This is a genomic window from Klenkia soli (assembly GCF_900103975.1).
Taxonomy (GTDB): Bacteria; Actinomycetota; Actinomycetes; order Mycobacteriales; family Geodermatophilaceae; genus Klenkia; species Klenkia soli.
Genome location: NZ_FNIR01000005.1, coordinates 141,731 through 157,182 on the forward strand (window position 1 = coordinate 141,731; position 15,452 = coordinate 157,182).

11 protein-coding genes and 1 tRNA gene are annotated in these 15,452 nt (G+C 74.6%); 1 reads left to right on the top strand and 11 read right to left on the bottom strand.

The features are described from left to right. Nucleotides 1-20 precede the first annotated feature (20 nt). Both mfd and BLS67_RS09270 read right to left on the bottom strand, forming a co-directional pair. The gene (gene mfd, locus BLS67_RS09265) at nt 21-3,569 is read right to left on the bottom strand and encodes a transcription-repair coupling factor (protein ID WP_091243647.1); all 3,549 of its coding nucleotides are present in this window, start codon (nt 3,567-3,569) and stop codon (nt 21-23) included. Nucleotides 3,570-3,636: 67 nt separating this feature from the next. Beyond that, nucleotides 3,637-4,965, bottom strand: a complete 1,329-nt coding sequence (locus BLS67_RS09270; RefSeq protein WP_091243650.1) for a glycosyltransferase 87 family protein — start codon at nt 4,963-4,965, stop codon at nt 3,637-3,639. Nucleotides 4,966-5,141: 176 nt separating this feature from the next. Here BLS67_RS09270 and BLS67_RS09275 point away from each other — a divergent pair, with 176 nt between their 5' ends. Continuing rightward, a complete protein-coding gene (locus tag BLS67_RS09275) occupies nt 5,142-6,245 on the top strand; it encodes a glycosyltransferase family 2 protein (protein WP_165617533.1) in 1,104 nt (367 codons plus the stop codon). Here the strand turns inward: BLS67_RS09275 and BLS67_RS09280 are convergent. The 9 genes from BLS67_RS09280 to BLS67_RS24720 form a co-directional block, all read right to left on the bottom strand. Beyond that, nucleotides 6,239-7,903 carry a sugar transferase gene (locus BLS67_RS09280; RefSeq protein ID WP_165617534.1) on the bottom strand — a complete coding sequence of 555 codons (1,665 nt, stop codon included), beginning with the start codon at nt 7,901-7,903 and terminating at the stop codon, nt 6,239-6,241. The genes BLS67_RS09275 and BLS67_RS09280 overlap by 7 nt on opposite strands. Before the next feature lie 258 nt (nt 7,904-8,161). After that, nucleotides 8,162-8,731, bottom strand: a complete 570-nt coding sequence (gene pth, locus BLS67_RS09285; protein ID WP_091243662.1) for an aminoacyl-tRNA hydrolase — start codon at nt 8,729-8,731, stop codon at nt 8,162-8,164. An 89-nt stretch (nt 8,732-8,820) separates the two neighbouring features. Beyond that, on the bottom strand, nt 8,821-9,501 hold the full coding sequence (locus BLS67_RS09290; RefSeq protein ID WP_091243670.1) for a 50S ribosomal protein L25/general stress protein Ctc: 681 nt from the start codon (nt 9,499-9,501) through the stop codon (nt 8,821-8,823). Nucleotides 9,502-9,760: 259 nt separating this feature from the next. Continuing rightward, entirely contained in the window at nt 9,761-10,741 is a 981-nt protein-coding gene (locus BLS67_RS09295) for a ribose-phosphate diphosphokinase (RefSeq protein WP_091243673.1), read from the bottom strand. Next, nucleotides 10,738-12,198 carry a bifunctional UDP-N-acetylglucosamine diphosphorylase/glucosamine-1-phosphate N-acetyltransferase GlmU gene (gene glmU / locus BLS67_RS09300; RefSeq protein WP_242653947.1) on the bottom strand — a complete coding sequence of 487 codons (1,461 nt, stop codon included), beginning with the start codon at nt 12,196-12,198 and terminating at the stop codon, nt 10,738-10,740. Before glmU ends, BLS67_RS09295 begins: the two co-directional genes overlap by 4 nt. 32 nt (nt 12,199-12,230) lie before the next feature. Then, a tRNA-Gln gene (locus BLS67_RS09305) sits at nt 12,231-12,303 on the bottom strand. Nucleotides 12,304-12,375: 72 nt separating this feature from the next. Then, nucleotides 12,376-13,329 carry a 4-(cytidine 5'-diphospho)-2-C-methyl-D-erythritol kinase gene (locus BLS67_RS09310; RefSeq protein WP_091243677.1) on the bottom strand — a complete coding sequence of 318 codons (954 nt, stop codon included), beginning with the start codon at nt 13,327-13,329 and terminating at the stop codon, nt 12,376-12,378. A 4-nt stretch (nt 13,330-13,333) separates the two neighbouring features. Continuing rightward, nucleotides 13,334-14,173 (bottom strand): 16S rRNA (adenine(1518)-N(6)/adenine(1519)-N(6))-dimethyltransferase RsmA, encoded by an 840-nt coding sequence (gene rsmA, locus BLS67_RS09315; protein WP_242653948.1) that lies wholly within the window; start codon nt 14,171-14,173, stop codon nt 13,334-13,336. A gap of 94 nt (nt 14,174-14,267) precedes the next feature. After that, complete coding sequence (locus BLS67_RS24720; protein ID WP_091243682.1) at nt 14,268-15,395, bottom strand: resuscitation-promoting factor; 1,128 nt, start codon at nt 15,393-15,395, stop codon at nt 14,268-14,270. Between the last annotated feature and the right edge of the window lie 57 nt (nt 15,396-15,452).

A 15,452-nucleotide genomic window follows, 5' to 3' on the forward strand; every position in this document is an offset into this window, starting at 1 on the left:
GCCGGTCTCCCCTGGAGGGGTCAGGCCGACGCCGCGACCGGCTGCGCCACCACCGAGGTCATCAGGGCGTGCAGCTTCTCCAGCAGGGCGACGTCGCGCAGCGGGGTGCGGCGGTCCGGGCCGACCGGCACCTTGATCGACACCAGGTTGCCGGCCGACTTGTACGTGGCGCCCTCGGCCAGCCGGCTGAGCTTCATCTGCTGGCTCTCCCGCAGGTCCACCGGGCTCAGCCGCACGTTGCGGCCGGCCATCGACACCTCGGTGATGCCCAACCCGCGCATGGCCGCGCGGAACCGGGCCACGGCCAGCAGGTTCAGCACCGGCGCCGGGGCGGGTCCGTAGCGGTCGGTGAGCTCGTCGAGCACGGCCTGGGCCTGGTCGTCGTCCTGGACGGAGGCGACCTTGCGGTAGGCCTCCATGCGCAGCCGCTCCCCGGGCACGTAGTCGTGCGGCAGGTGCGCGTCGACCGGCAGGTCGACGCGCACGTCGGCCGGCTCCACCGCCGGGGACTCCCCCGTCGCCTGCGACCGGTAGTCGCTGACCGCCTCGCCGACCAACCGGACGTACAGGTCGAAGCCGACCCCGGCGATGTGCCCGGACTGCTCGCCGCCCAGGAGGTTGCCCGACCCGCGGATCTCGAGGTCCTTCATCGCCACGGCCATGCCGGCGCCGAGGTCGGTGTTGTTCGCGATGGTGGTCAGCCGGTCGACCGAGGTCTCGGTGAGCGGGCGGTTGGGGTCGTAGGTGAAGTAGGCGTAGGCCCGCTCGCGCCCACGGCCGACGCGCCCGCGGATCTGGTGCAGCTGCGAGAGGCCGAAGGTGTCGGCGCGGTCGACGATCAGGGTGTTGGCGTTGGGGATGTCCAGGCCGGACTCGACGATCGTGGTCGCGACCAGGACGTCGTACTCCTTCTCCCAGAAGCCGACCATGATCTTCTCGAGCTCGTGCTCCTTCATCTGCCCGTGGCCCACGGCCACCCGGGCCTCGGGCACCAGTCGGCGGATGGTGGCCGCGGCCTTGTCGATGGACTGCACCCGGTTGTGGATGACGAAGACCTGGCCGTCGCGCAGCAGCTCGCGGCGGATGGCCGCGGCCATCTGCTTGTCCTCCCACGCCCCGACGTAGGTCAGCACCGGGTGCCGCTCCTCGGGCGGGGTGAGGATGGTCGACATCTCGCGGATGCCGGTCAGGCTCATCTCCAGCGTGCGCGGGATCGGGGTGGCCGACATCGAGAGGACGTCGACCGCCGTCCGCATGGACTTCAGGTACTCCTTGTGCTCGACGCCGAAGCGCTGCTCCTCGTCGACGATCACCAGCCCGAGGTCCTTGAACCGGGTGGTCGGCTGCAGCAGGCGGTGCGTGCCGACCAGGACGTCGACCTCGCCGTCGGCGAGCTTGCGCAGCGTCTCGGCGGACTCGGTGGCCGACTGGAACCGGGACAGCACCGCGACGGTGACCGGGAACTGGGCCATGCGCTCGGAGAAGGTCTTGAAGTGCTGGTTGGCCAGCAGGGTGGTCGGCACCAGGACGCCGACCTGCTTGCCGTCCTGCACCGCCTTGAACGCGGCGCGGATGGCGATCTCGGTCTTGCCGTAGCCGACGTCGCCGCAGATGATCCGGTCCATCGGCACCGGCTGGGCCATGTCGGCCTTGACCTCGTCGATGGCGGCCAGCTGGTCGGGGGTCTCCTGGAAGGGGAAGGCGTCCTCGAGCTCGCGCTGCCAGACGGTGTCCGGGCCGAAGGCGTGGCCCTTGCTCGCCATCCGGGCGGAGTACAGCCGGATCAGCTCGGCGGCGATCTGCTTGACCGCCTTGCGGGCCTGGGCCTTCGTCTTGGTCCAGTCGGCACCACCCAGCTTGGACAGCGCGGGCGCCTCGCCGCCCACGTAGCGGGTCAGCTGGTCCAGCGCGTCGGTCGGGACGAAGAGCCGGTCCGGCGGCTGGTTCCGCTTGCCCGGGGCGTACTCGACGATCAGGTAGTCGCGCTGCCCGCCGTGCACGGTGCGGCTGACCATCTCCAGGTAGCGGCCCACGCCGTGCTGCTCGTGGACGACGAGGTCACCGGGCTGCAGCTGGACCAGGTCGACCGCGTTGCGCCGCCGGGCGGGCATCTTGGTGGCGTCGCGCATCGAGGTGCCGCGCTGGCCGGTGAGGTCGTGCTCGGTGATCAGCGCGAGCTTCACGCCGGGCAGGGCGAACCCCGCCTCCAGGTTGCCCTGGGTGACGTAGGTCAGGCCGCTGTCCTGCGGCGCGGCGATGTCGGGCACCAGCCGGACGCCCAGGTCGGCCTCGGTGAGCTGGTCGGCCGCCCGCTGGGCGGGGCCCGGGCCGGCGAAGGTGAGCACCACCCGCCAGTCGTCGTGGGCCCACTCCCGCAGGCGGGCGGCTGCGGCGTCGGAGTCGCCGTGGAACCGGTCCACCCCGGTCGCGTCGAGGGTGACGTGGGTGTCGTCGTCCTCGGTGGCCAGGGTGAACTGGCCGGTGGTCCACCAGGGGAGCCCGCGGCCGCGGGCGTCGTCGGCGACGTCCTCGAGGTCGCGGAAGGACGAGGCGCCCAGGTCGATCGGCGCCTGCCCGGCCTCGGCTGCGGTCTGCCAGGAGGCGGCGAGGAACTCCTCGGCGGTGCGCACCAGGTCCGCGGCGCGGCTGCGGACCCGCTCGGGGTCGCAGACCAGCACGTGGGTACCGCGCGGCACCAGGTCGGTGAGCAGCTCCATGCGGGCGGCACCGATCAGCGCCGGGATCAGCGCCTCCATGCCCTCGACGGCGATGCCCTCGGCCAGCTTGTCGGTGACCTCGGCCAGCTCGGGGTGCTCGACGGCCAGCGCGCGGGCCCGCTCCCGGACCTCGGGGGTGAGCAGCAGCTCGCGGCACGGCGGTGCCCACAGCCGCTCGGGCCGCTCGTCCAGCGACCGCTGGTCGGCGGCGGAGAAGTAGCGCAGCTCGTCGACCTCGTCACCCCAGAACTCCACGCGGACCGGGTGCGGCTCGGTCGGCGGGAAGACGTCGAGCAGCCCACCGCGGACGGCGAACTCCCCGCGCTTCTCCACCAGCTCCACCCGGGTGTAGGCCATGTCGGCCAGCTGCTTGCTGATCACCTCGAGCTCGGCGGCGTCGCCGGCCCTCAGCTCGACCGGGACCAGGTCACCCAGGCCGGGGGCCAGCGGCTGCAGCAGGCTGCGGATCGGGGCGACCAGCACGTCGATGCGGCCGGTGGCCGCCTCGGGGTGGGTCAGGTCGCGCAGCACGGCGAGCCGCCGGCCGACGGTGTCCGCGCGCGGGGACAACCGCTCGTGCGGGAGCGTCTCCCAGGCCGGGAAGACCTCGACCCGGCGGTCGGGGACGAAGCAGCGCAGCAGGGCGGCGGTCGCGTCGGCATCCCGCTCCCCCGCCGTCACGACCAGCACCGGGACGTCCGCGCCCGGCGCCGGGGCGGCCAGCGCGGCGGCGACGAGGGGCTGGACGGTCGGCGGCGCGGTCACGGCGAGGTCGGCGGCGCCGGCCCGCTCCACCACACGGGCCACGCCGGGGTCGGTCAGGACGACGTCGAGCACGCCGCGCAGCGTCACGGGGGGAACTCCTGGAGGTCTCGGCGGCCGCACGCTCCGAACCGGTGCGGAGGGGCCGCGACCCAGGCTAGTCCGCCGGCGCGTCCCGGGCCGCCACGCCCCGGGACCAGGACAGGGCCCGCCCTCCGGCGGGCTGGCCACCCGGTCGCACCAGGAGCGGCAGCACGACCGCCCCCAGCGCGATCGCCGTGGTGTTGAGGACGGTCAGCTCCGGCAGGCCGACGGCCCGCACCGCCGTCGTCGCGTGCAGGAAGGGCACCAGGAGGAGGAGGCCCGGCGCGGCTCGCCGCCGATCGCCGGCCCCGGTCAGCACCGCCAGGCCCAGGAGCACGGCCGGCACGGCCACCACGTAGGCGTAGAGCTCGGTGGGGGCGGCCAGCACCAACGCACCCGTCGCGGCGCAGACCACGGGCAGCCCGGTCCCCCCGTCGCGCCGCACCACCGCGCGGAGCACCACGAGGGTGACCGCGAGCACGACCAGCGTCAGCACCGCCGTCCCCGTGGTCGACAGGTCGACCCCCAGCCGGGACAGCAGCCCGGCGACGTCCACGCGGGTGCTGCCCGAACGGCTGGCCGAGGTGGCGGGCGAGGAGAACGACTGGTCGAGGTTGTCGCTGAGCGTGCGGACCCACGGCAGCACCCCACCGGAGCGCACGACCAGGACGGCGGCCACGGGCAGGGAGGCGGCGACCGCCAGCAGGCAGCCGTCCCGGACGGCCCGCCACCGACCCAGCACCAGCAGGACGCCCAGCAGCGGGATGCCGACCTGCGGCTTGACCAGCGCCACGGCGACGGCGGCCGCGCCCACCCACCGCCGGTCGGTCGACATCGCCACCAGGCAGGCCGCGGCCGCCGGGATGGCGAACTGGCCGCTGGACAGGGCCTGGCGCCCGGGCGGGGTCAGGACCAGCAGCGCGACGACCAGGGCGACCGGCCCGATCCCGACCGGGGCCCCGGCGAGGCGCAGCCCCACCCTCGCGACGAGCGCGAGCGCCGCCACGAGCACGACCGCCCACACGGCCATCGCCGCCCAGAGCGGGAGGGGGGCGAAGACCAGCCCCAGCAGCAGCACCACGGGTGCGTAGAGGGGGAACTCCTGCGCGCCGGGGTTCCGGTCCAGGTAGGCCGGGAGGTCGTAGGGGTCGTGACCGGCCAGCAGGTCGCGCGTCGGCAGCCACACGGTGTCGCGGAAGTCGGCGAAGTGGAACCACCCGAAGGGCGGCGGCTGCTGCGCCCCGGCCGCGTTGTGCACGTGCAGCACGACCGTCACGACGGCGACCAGGGCGGAGAACGGCAGGCTCACCGCCGGGGCGGCGATCCGCTGCGCCGCACCGCGGACGGCGTCCGACGCGCGGCGCCCGGCAGACGATCGGCCGGTCGACCGGTCCGCGCTCATCCGTGCTCCCCCTCGCCGCTGGCCGCACCCAGCCTCACACACCGGGACGCCGTGCCGACCGGCCGTCCCCCGTCCTGCACCCCCGAGGGGGGAGAGGCGCGCCGCGGATCGACGCAAGACCGCCACCGTCGGGCAAGCTGTGCCCGACAGCCGATCCCGTGGAGAGCAGACAGATGGTGCGCGCGAGTGTGGTCGTCCCCGCCTTCAACGAGGAGGCGGTCATCGCGGCCTCGTTGGCCGAGGTCGGTGCTGCCGTCACCCAGGCCTACCCCGACTTCGAGTGGGAGATCGTCGTCGTCGACGACGGGTCGACCGACGGCACGCTGCAGCAGGTGGCGGCCGCCGCGGCCGAGCTGCCGCTGGAGACGGTGGTGGTCCGGCACCTGCGCAACGCCGGGCTGGGCGGTGCGCTGCGCACGGCCTTCGGCCGCACCCGCGGCGACATCGTCCTGGTGCTCGACGCCGACCTCAGCTACTCCGTCCGCGACGCCCTGGCACTCGTCGCCGCCTGGGTCGACACCCGTGCCGACGTCGTCATCGCCTCCCCGTACATGCCCGGCGGCCGCACCGTCGACGTGCCGCGCACCCTGGAGCGCCGCAGCCGCATCGCCAACCGGCTGCTCTCGCTGACCTCCCAGCAGGACATCCGCACGCTCACCGGCATGGTCCGCCTCTACGACGGCGGCTTCCTGCGGTCCTTGTCGCTCAAGGCCTCCGACGTCGACATCAACGTCGAGATCATCTACAAGGCCGAGGTGCTCCGGGCCCGCATCGTCGAGGTCCCCGCGACCCTGGACTGGTCCGGGTTGAGCGAGCGGGCCGGCCGGACCCAGCTCATGTCCCGCCGCAGCCGGTGGGTCACCGCGAAGACCCTCGTGATGACCTACCTCTTCCGCCCGTTCTGGTTCCCGCTGGCTCCGGCCCTGGTGCTGGGCGTCGCGGCCCTCGTGCTCATCGCCACCGGCGCGCTGGGTGCCGAGGGGTGGGCCGTCGTCCTGACCGTGCTGTCGGTCAACCTCGCCGTGGCCAGCCTGTCGCAGCTGCAGGCCAAGCGGTACTTCGAGGAGCTGTTCTTCGCGGCCACCCGGGCCTCGGGAGGACCGGCCGGCGCCCCGCCGGCCGAGGTGCTCGACCCGGCCGCGGTGCGCCGCCGGCAGACCTGGACCCCGGCTCCCCCGGTGGCCGAGCCCCTCACGCACGACGCGGCCCGCCTGGTCGGCGGCGAGGACGGCTCCGCCGCACGCCGGGCCGGGGCGACCGGCGGCCCGGCGGCTCAGTAGGCGCCGGAGCCGGACACGACCGCCGAGAACGTCCGGCGCAGGATGGCCAGGTCCAGCGACAGGGACCAGTTCTCGACGTAGCGGACGTCGAGCTCCACGGACTCGTCCCAGTCGAGGTCGGACCGTCCGCTCACCTGCCACAGGCCGGTCATGCCGGGCTTGACCAGCAACCGCCGGTGCATGTCGGCGCCGTACTGGTCGACCTCGCGGGTCACGTGCGGCCGCGGTCCCACGATGGACATCTCGCCCCGCAGCACGTTGATCAGCTGCGGCAGCTCGTCGAGGGACAACCGCCGGATCAGGGCACCCACCCGGGTCACCCGGGGATCGCGGTGCAGCTTGAACTGCACCTCGTTGCCCTGGTTCTGACCGGCCAGGGCACTGATCCCGGCATCGGCGCCCACGGCCATGCTGCGGAACTTGAGCAGCTCGAACGGCTCACCGCGACGGCCGATCCGACGGTGGCGGTAGAAGACCGGCCCCCGGCTGTCCACCTTCACCGCCAGGGCGAGGAGCAGCAGCACCGGCCCCCCGACCAGGAGGGCCAGACCGGCTGCTGCTCGGTCGAAGGTCGCCTTCGCCAGTCGACGCCGGCCGCGGAACTCGGGCTCCCGGACGTGCAGCAGCGGCACGCTGCTGGTCGGCCGGACGTGCAGCCGGGCCGGGGCCACCTCGATGAGGCCGGGGGCCACCAGCAGCTCGACGTTGGTGCCCTCGAGCCGCCAGGTCAGCTCCCGCAGGTACTCGGCCGCCGTCTCGCTGGCCGAGGCCACGACGACGGCGTCCGCCCGCACGTTCTCCAGGACGGCGACGGCGTCGTCGAGACCACCGAGGACCGGGACACCGGGCGCCACCTCACCGCCGCTCCCCCCGGGCCGCGGGACGCAGGCCCCGATCACGCGCAGCCCGCTGGCGGGGTCCCGGGCGAGCCTGCGGGCGAGGTCGGCCACGGCGACCTGCCGGCCGACCAGCACGACCCGCTTCGCCATCGCACCGGCACGACGCCGGGCGTGCAGCCTGCGCCGGGCCCATCCCCGCGCCAGCACGGTCCAGGCGACCACGGCCGGCACGCCCACGAGCACCGCCCAGCCCACCACGGGGGTGGGCTGCAGGGCCTGCAGCACCGCCAGCACCGCGACCGTGGCCAGCCCGGCGAGGGCCACCCGCTGGAACTCCGCCGACCCGGAGCCGGCCCGCCGCTCGGCGTAGCCGCCGCACAGCGCGACCACCAGCGGCCAGGCGAGGCCCACCAGCACCGGCCAGCGCACGCCGCCGTCGACGGCGACGACCGCTGCCGCGGAGCCCAGGCCGGCGGCCAGGTCGCCGGCCACCAGGAGGGTCGTGTGCTGCACCAGCCACTCGGGGGTGGGCCGCCGTCGGGCGGTCAGCGGGTCGTAGCGGGGCAGGTCGAGAGCTGCGGGCGGCACCGCCGTCGCCGGCGCGGCGTCGGGCACCGGGGCCGCGCGGGCGGTGCGGGGTGACCGGACGGGCGGGACCGGGCGGATGGTCCGCAGGGGGCGGACGGACCCCGGACCGACCACGGAGTCCTCGTCCAGCCCCGACACCGCGGCCTCGGCGGCCAGCTCGGCGGCCGCGGCGACCTCGGCGGCCTTGGCCTCCCGCGCGGACCGGACCAGAGCATCACTCTGCGTGACCAATCGGCTACCTGCGGGATGCCGGCCACGAGCGGCCGACGGCCCCTGCTCCTCGCCGCCACCTGGGTCTGCCGACGCGTGCGCCCTCGTCACATCTCCCCCAACGACCGGTCGAGCCCGAAGTCACGGTCCCCTCGACCCGTTCTGCCGACCCGAGGAGCCTGTCGCGTCGGTGACGGAGAGTCAACACGTCAGGGCGCGGTCCCCACCGATCGGGCGACCCGAGCCCGTGAGGTCCATCACGATCGGGGGACGGCGTCGTCAGCTGCGGGGGTGGACCACGTTCTGGGCCGCCTCGAGACCCTTCTCCAGCAGCAGCTCCGCGGCGTCGGCCGCCTCGCCGACGAGCAGCTCCAGGGTCTTCCGCTCGGTGGCCGAGAAGTCCTTGAGCACGAAGTCCGCCGGGTCCTGCCGACCGGGCGGGCGACCGATGCCGACCCGCACCCGCAGGTAGTCCTTCGTGCCGGTGGACCGGGAGATCGACCGCAGGCCGTTGTGCCCACCCTCCCCGCCGCCGCGCTTGAGCCGGACGACGTCGAAGTCCAGGTCCAGCTCGTCGTGCAGCACGACCAGCTCGGTCGGGGCGATCGAGTGGTACCCCAGCAGACCCTGGACGGGGCCACCGGACTCGTTCATGTAGGTGGTGGGCTGGGCGAGGACGACCCGCCGGCCGGCCAGCCGGCCGTCGCCGGACAGCGAGCGCGACCGCGGCCCCTTGCCCGGCGACAGCTTCGCCCCCGCCCGCGCCGCGAGCTCCGCGAGCACCATGGCCCCCACGTTGTGCCGGTTGCCGGCGTACCCCGGCCCGGGGTTGCCGAGGCCGACGACCAGGAACGGCCCCTCGGACGGCTGCGCCGGGGGCTGCGGAGACGCCGCAGGGGCGCCGGCGGTGCCGGCGCCCCTGCGGGTCGTGCTCTCGGTCAGGACTCGTCGGAGGAGGAGTCGCCCTCCTCGGCGGAGTCCTCGGAGGCCGCCTCGGCAGCCTCCTCGTCGGACTCGTCGCGCTCGATGCCGGCCTCGGCCTCGGCGGCCTCGAGCTCGGCCTCGAGGGCCTCGGCGGTCGGGGCGGCCAGGAAGCCGATGACCTGGGCCTCGGGGTCGGTGAGCAGCTCGGCACCCTCGGGCAGCGTCAGGTCGGCGGCGGAGAAGCCCTCGCCGGCCGCGCGGCCGGTGACGTCGACCTCGATGTTCTCGGGGATCGACGTGGCCGGCACCTCGATGGAGACGGTGTTCAGCTCGAAGTTGATGATCGTCTCGGGGGCGACGTCGCCGGTGACGACGATCGGGACGTCGACGGTGACCTTCTCGCCGCGACGGACGACGAGCAGGTCGACGTGCTCGTGGACGCGGGTCAGCGGGTCGCGCTGGACGGCCTTGGTGAGGGCCAGGTGCTCGGTGCCCTCGAGGGTCACGGTCAGCAGCACGTTGGTGCCGCCGTTGCGCAGCGCCGCGGCGAACTCGCGGGCCGGCAGGGACAGGTGCTGGACGTCCTGGCCGTGCCCGTACAGGACGGCGGGGATGCGGCCGGCGCGGCGGGTGCGGCGGGCACTGCCCTTGCCGAACTCGGTGCGGGTCTCGGCGGCGAGGCGGAAGTCGGCCACGGTGGTGTGCTCCTAGCTAGACGGTGTGCGGGCCGGCGGGACGCGCGGCACACCTGCAGCAGGCACACGCACGTCGATCACGGAGCAAGAGCTCCCTCGCCGGGCAACAGGAGAAGGCTACCCGACCCGGACAGTCGGCGACGAGCGGGGAGGGGCGAGGCACGAGTCCCTCCCCCGAGGAACCGAAGGGAGGGCTCAACGCACCCGGGGGACGGCTCCTGGACGCGGTGGGAGCGCGGAGCGCGACATCAGGTACCGCTCAGCTCGCGCCGTCGAAGAGGCTGGTCACGCTGCCGTCCTCGAAGACCTCCTTGATGGCGCGGGCCAGCAGGGGGGCGATGGAGAGCACGGTGAGCTTGTCGAACTGGCGCTCGGGCGGCACCGGCAGCGTGTTGGTGATCAGCACCTCGGCGGCCCGGCTGTTCTTGAGCCGGTCGACGGCGGGCCCCGAGAGGACGCCGTGGGTGGCCGCGATGACGACGTCGGCCGCACCTTCGGCGAACAGCGTCTCGGCCGCCTTCACGATGGTGCCGCCGGTGTCGATCATGTCGTCGACCAGGATGCAGACCCGGCCGCGGACGTCGCCGACGACGCGGTTGGCGACGACCTCGTTGGGCCGGGTCATGTCGCGGGTCTTGTGGATGAAGGCCAGCGGGGTGCCGCCGAGCTTGTCCGACCAGCGCTCGGACACCCGGACCCGACCGGAGTCCGGCGACACGACGGTGAGGTCGCGGTCGCCCCACTTGCGCTTGACCTCGTCGATGAGGAGGTCCATGGCGAAGAGGTGGTCGACGGGGCCGTCGAAGAAGCCCTGCACCTGGGCGGTGTGCAGGTCGACGGACATGAGCCGGTCGGCGCCGGCGGTCTTGAACAGGTCGGCGACCAGGCGGGCGGAGATGGGCTCGCGGCCGCGGTGCTTCTTGTCCTGCCGCGCGTAGGGGAAGAACGGTGCGACGACGGTGATGCGCTTGGCCGAGGCGCGCTTGGCGGCGTCGACCATGAGCAGCGACTCCATCAACCAGGTGTTGATCGGCGAGGTGTGGCTCTGCACGATGAACGCGTCCGAGCCGCGGACGGACTCCTCGAACCGGACGTAGAGCTCGCCGTTGGCGAACTCGTAGCTCGAGGTGGGCGTCGGCGCGACCCCCAGGTAGCCGCCGATCTCGTCGGCCAGCTCCGGGTAGGCGCGGCCGCTGAAGAGCATCAGGCTCTTGGTGGGCGTCTGGGTGATGGCGCTCATGCGGGCGACCCCTGCTGCTCGTCGGTGCCGCGGCCGGCGGCGGCCTCCGCGGCTGCGGCGGCGGCCGTACCGGGGCGGCGGCGTCCCACCCACCCTGTCACATTGCGCTGCGTGGCCCGGGCCACACCCATGGCCCCCGGCGGGACGTCGGTGGTGATCACCGACCCGGCCGCGGTGTAGGCGCCGTCCCCGACCGTGACCGGTGCGACGAACATGTTGTCCGCGCCGGTCCGGGCGTGGTCGCCGATGGTCGTGTGGTGCTTCGCGACGCCGTCGTAGTTCACGAAGACGGTGGCGGCACCGATGTTGGTGCCCTCGCCGATCGTGGCGTCGCCGACGTAGGACAGGTGCGGGATCTTCGACCCCTCGCCGAGCGAGGCGTTCTTGGTCTCGACGAACGTGCCGACCTTGGACCCGCGGGCCAGCCGGGTGCCCGGCCGCAGGTAGGCGAAGGGCCCCACCTGGACGTCGGGGCCGACGACGGCGAGCTCGGCGTGGGTGCGCACGACCCGGGCGCCCTCCCCCACCTCGGTGTCGGTGAGCGTGCTGTCCGGGCCCACGACGGCACCTCCGGCGACCACGGTGGCGCCGAGCAGCTGCGTGCCCGGGTGCAGGACGGTGTCGGCACCGACCTCGACGGTGACGTCGACCCAGGTGGTCTGCGGGTCGACGACGGTGACCCCGGCACGCATCAGGTCGTCGAGCACCCGGTCGTTGAGCGTGCGGCGACGGGCGGCCAGCTCGCGGCGGTCGTTGCAGCCGAGGGTGTCGTCGGCGTCGTCCGCCCGGTGCCCGCCGACCTGCTCGCCGTCGCCGACCAGCAGGCCCAGGACGTCGGTCAGGTACTGCTCGCCCTGGTCGTTGGCCGCGCCGACCCGGCCGAGGGCGGCGCGGACGGCGGCGCCGTCGCCGACGTACACCCCGGCGTTGACCTCGGTGATGGTCCGCTGCTCGGGGGTGGCGTCCCGCTCCTCGACGATGGCGGTCACCCGGCCCGCGCCGTCGCGCACGATGCGGCCCAGCCCGGTGGGGTCGTCGACCGACGCGGTGAGCACGGTCAGCAGGTCCCCGGCCGACCGGTGCGCCTCGACCAGCGCCTGGATCGTGCTGGTGCGCAGGAGGGGGGCGTCGCCGTTGACGATCAGCACCGGACCGGTCAGGTCGGCGGTGGCCTCCAGGGCGATCGCCGCGGCGTGCCCCGAGCCGTTCTGCTGCTCCTGCACCACCGAGCGGGCGTCGGGGGCGATGCCGGCCAGGTGCGCCTCGACCTGGTCGCGACCGGAGCCGACCACGACCACCGTGCGGGCGGCGCCCAGCGGGGCGGCCGCGGCGAGCACGTGGCCGAGCATGCTGCGGCCCCCGATCGCGTGGAGCACCTTGGGGGTGCGGGAGCGCATGCGGGTGCCCTGGCCCGCCGCCAGGACGACGACGGCGGTGACGGACGGCGGTACGGCCAACGTGTACTCCCCAGGACGACGACGGGATCGAGCTGGGGGACTCGGACTCGAACCGAGACTGCACGGCTCCAAAGGCCGGCGGGCTGCCGATTACCCCATCCCCCACCGCCCCCGGCCACGCCGGAGGCGGCTCCGAGCCTAGGGCGCGCGACCGGGCAGGGCGAGCACGGGGACCGGTCAGCCGGCCAGGCGTGCGCCGGGGACGGGGCCGTGGACGGTGCGGACGGCCCGGAAGGCGCCCCCGTCGGACAACGCCCCGGCGGTGGCCGTGGCCGCGTCGGCGTCCTCGGCCAGTCCGACGACGGTCGGTCCGGAGCCGCTGACGACGGCCCCCAGGGCACCGGCGCCGGTCATCGCCGCCAGGCCGGCCCGCAGCTCGGGACGCAGCTCCAGGGCGGGGGCCTGCAGGTCGTTGGCCAGGAGGCCGGACAGGGTCGCGTCGGGGCCGTCGCGCAGGTAGGTCAGCACGTCGTCGGGCGGGCCGGCGGTGGACCCGCCCGGGAGCCGACCCACGGCGCGCAGCCGGTCCAGCTCCCGGTAGACCGTCGGGGTCGACAACCCGGCCCCGGCGATGCCCAGCACCCAGTCGGTGCGGCGGCGGGACAGCGACGGCGAGAGCTCCTCGCCGCGACCGGTGCCCAGCGCCACACCGCCGACCAGGCTGAACGGGACGTCGCTGCCCAGCTGCGCGGCCAACCGGGCCAGCTGCCCGCGGGTGCAGCGGGTGCCCCAGAGCGCGTCCAGCGCGACCAGCGTCGCCGCGGCGTCGGCCGACCCCCCGGCCAACCCGGCGGCGGCCGGGATCGACTTGTCGATGTGCAGGGCCGCATCGGCCCGCACCCCGGCGTGCCGGGCCAGCAGCTCGGCGGCCTGCCAGACCAGGTTGCGGGAGTCGGTGGGGACGGCGCCGTCGGCCCCCTCCCCCGTCACGGTGACCGAGAGCCCGTCGTCGGGCCAGGCCGTGACGGAGTCCAGCAGCGACACGGCCAGGTAGACGGTGGTCAGCTCGTGGAACCCGTCGGACCGCAGCGGGCCGACCGCCAGGTGCACGTTGATCTTGGCCGGCGCGTGCGCGGTGACCGAGCCGTCACCGGCGATCCGGCCGGGCCCCCCCGAGGTCGCGTGCGGCATGCCCTCAGCCTGCCGGGACGGGTTCGGTGGCCGCCAACCGGGCGAAGTCGAGGACCGAGAGCCGCTCGCCGCGCCAGGTCGGGTCGATGCCGGCGGCGCGCAGCCGGGTCTCGGCGGCGGCCGGGCTGCCCGCCCACCCGGCGAGGGCGGCCCGCAGCCCCTTGCGTCGGGTGGCGAACGCGGCGTCGACGGCCGCGAAGGTGGCCCGCCGGTCGCCGGACGGGGCCTCGCGCCGGGTGAGCCGGACCAGCCCCGAGTCGACGTTGGGCACCGGCCAGAACACCGGACGCCCGACCGCGCCCGCCCGGCGGACCTCGGCGTACCAGGCCGCCTTCACGCTGGGCACCCCGTAGGCGTCGCTGCCCGGCGCCGCAGCCAGCCGGTCGGCCACCTCGAGCTGGACCAGCACCAGGGCCGTGCGGATGGTGGGGAACTGCTCGAGGAGGTGCAGAAGCACCGGCACCGAGATGTTGTAGGGCAGGTTGGCCACCAGCGCGGTGGGTGCCGGTCCGGGCAGCTCGGTGATCCGCAGGGCGTCGGCGGTGACCACGGTCAACCGGTCGGCCAGCGCGGGGGTGCGCTCCGCGACGGTGCGGGGCAGCTGGTCGGCCAGGCGGGGGTCGATCTCGACGGCCACGACCCGCCGGGCGGCGGGCAGCAGGCCCAGGGTCAGCGAACCGAGGCCGGGGCCGATCTCGCAGACCACGTCGTCGGCGCGCAGCTCCGCGGTGCGCACGATGCGCCGGATGGTGTTCGCGTCGTGCAGGAAGTTCTGCCCGAGCTGCTTGGTCGGACGCAGGTCGAGCTGCTGGGCCAGGCTGCGGATCGCAGCCGGGCCCAGCAATCCGTCCGTGCCGTCGGGGACGGCGCTCAGGTAAGGCCTCGCCGCACGGGTCCGCCGCCAGCTCGCGAGCGGTGGGGGGCGGTGAGGTCCTCCATCAGAGACGCTTGCCGCAGGACGGCCACGGCGAGGCACCGCGGGCGGCGTAGGTCCGCTCACCCACGGCGATCTGCTGCTCCCGGGTGGCCAGGTCGGGACGGGAGGCGAACTCCGCGCCGCCGTAGGCGTTCCACGTCGAGATGTTGTACTGCAGCCCGCCGTAGTAGCCGTTGCCGGTGTTGATGGCCCAGTTGCCGCCGGCCTCGCACTGCGCGAGGGCGTCCCAGTCGAGGCCGCTGGTCGAGGCCGGCGCCGAGGCGCCGGTGTTGCCGCCCGACGTCGCCGCCGCCACGGGCGCGGGCTGGGTGCCCACGGAGACCTGCTCGTCGACCGGGGCCTGGGTGACGGTGACCGCGCCGGGCACCCGGCTGGTCTCGACGCCGTCGGTCACCGTGACGGTGTAGGTGGTCGCCTGCTGGCCCTCGACGCCCTCGGTGGTCACCGTGCGGGTGCCCTCGGGGGAGTTCGGGTCCTGCGTCTCGACGGTCTGGTAGTCGACGGCCTGCGTCTCGGTGACCTCGCTGACCTGCACCCGCCAGACCTGCAGCACCATGCGGTCCATCAGCGGCGCGGTCGGGTAGAGGCTGGTGCGGTCGGTCGCCGACAGGGTCAGGCCCTGCTCGGTCAGCAGGTCGCCGGCGGTGCCGGCCGTGGTGGTGACCTCGCGGGTGACGCCGTCGGCGATGACCGTGACCGTCTTCGGGGTGGTGACCTGCAGGGCCATGCCGTCCAGCGGGAGGCGCTCGCTGCGGGAGGCGCTGAGCACCAGGCCGTCACCGCGGTAGCCGAGCTGGTCCAGCGCCTCGTCGACCGACAGCGCCGTCGTCGTCACGCTGGTCGTCACGCCGTCCACGGTCAGCTCGAGGGGGCGGGCCCGGTTGAGGACGACGGTGTCGCCGTCGTCGACCGCGCTGTCGGCCGACGGGAGGACGACGTCGTCGGCGGCGACGTCGATGTCCTCGTCGGAGAGGACCTCACCCGCGGTCGCGGCGTAGGTGCTGATCTCGCGGGACTGGCCGTCGACGGTGAGCGTCACCGACTTCTGGGCCAGGACGTAGGCGGTGGAACCACCCACGAGGCCCACGAGTACCAGGGCGAAGAGCGAGAGCTTGAGCGTTCGGTGCACGGCACATCCACGGGTCACAGGGGCCCGGGCAGGGGAAGTCCATCCCCACCCCGACGG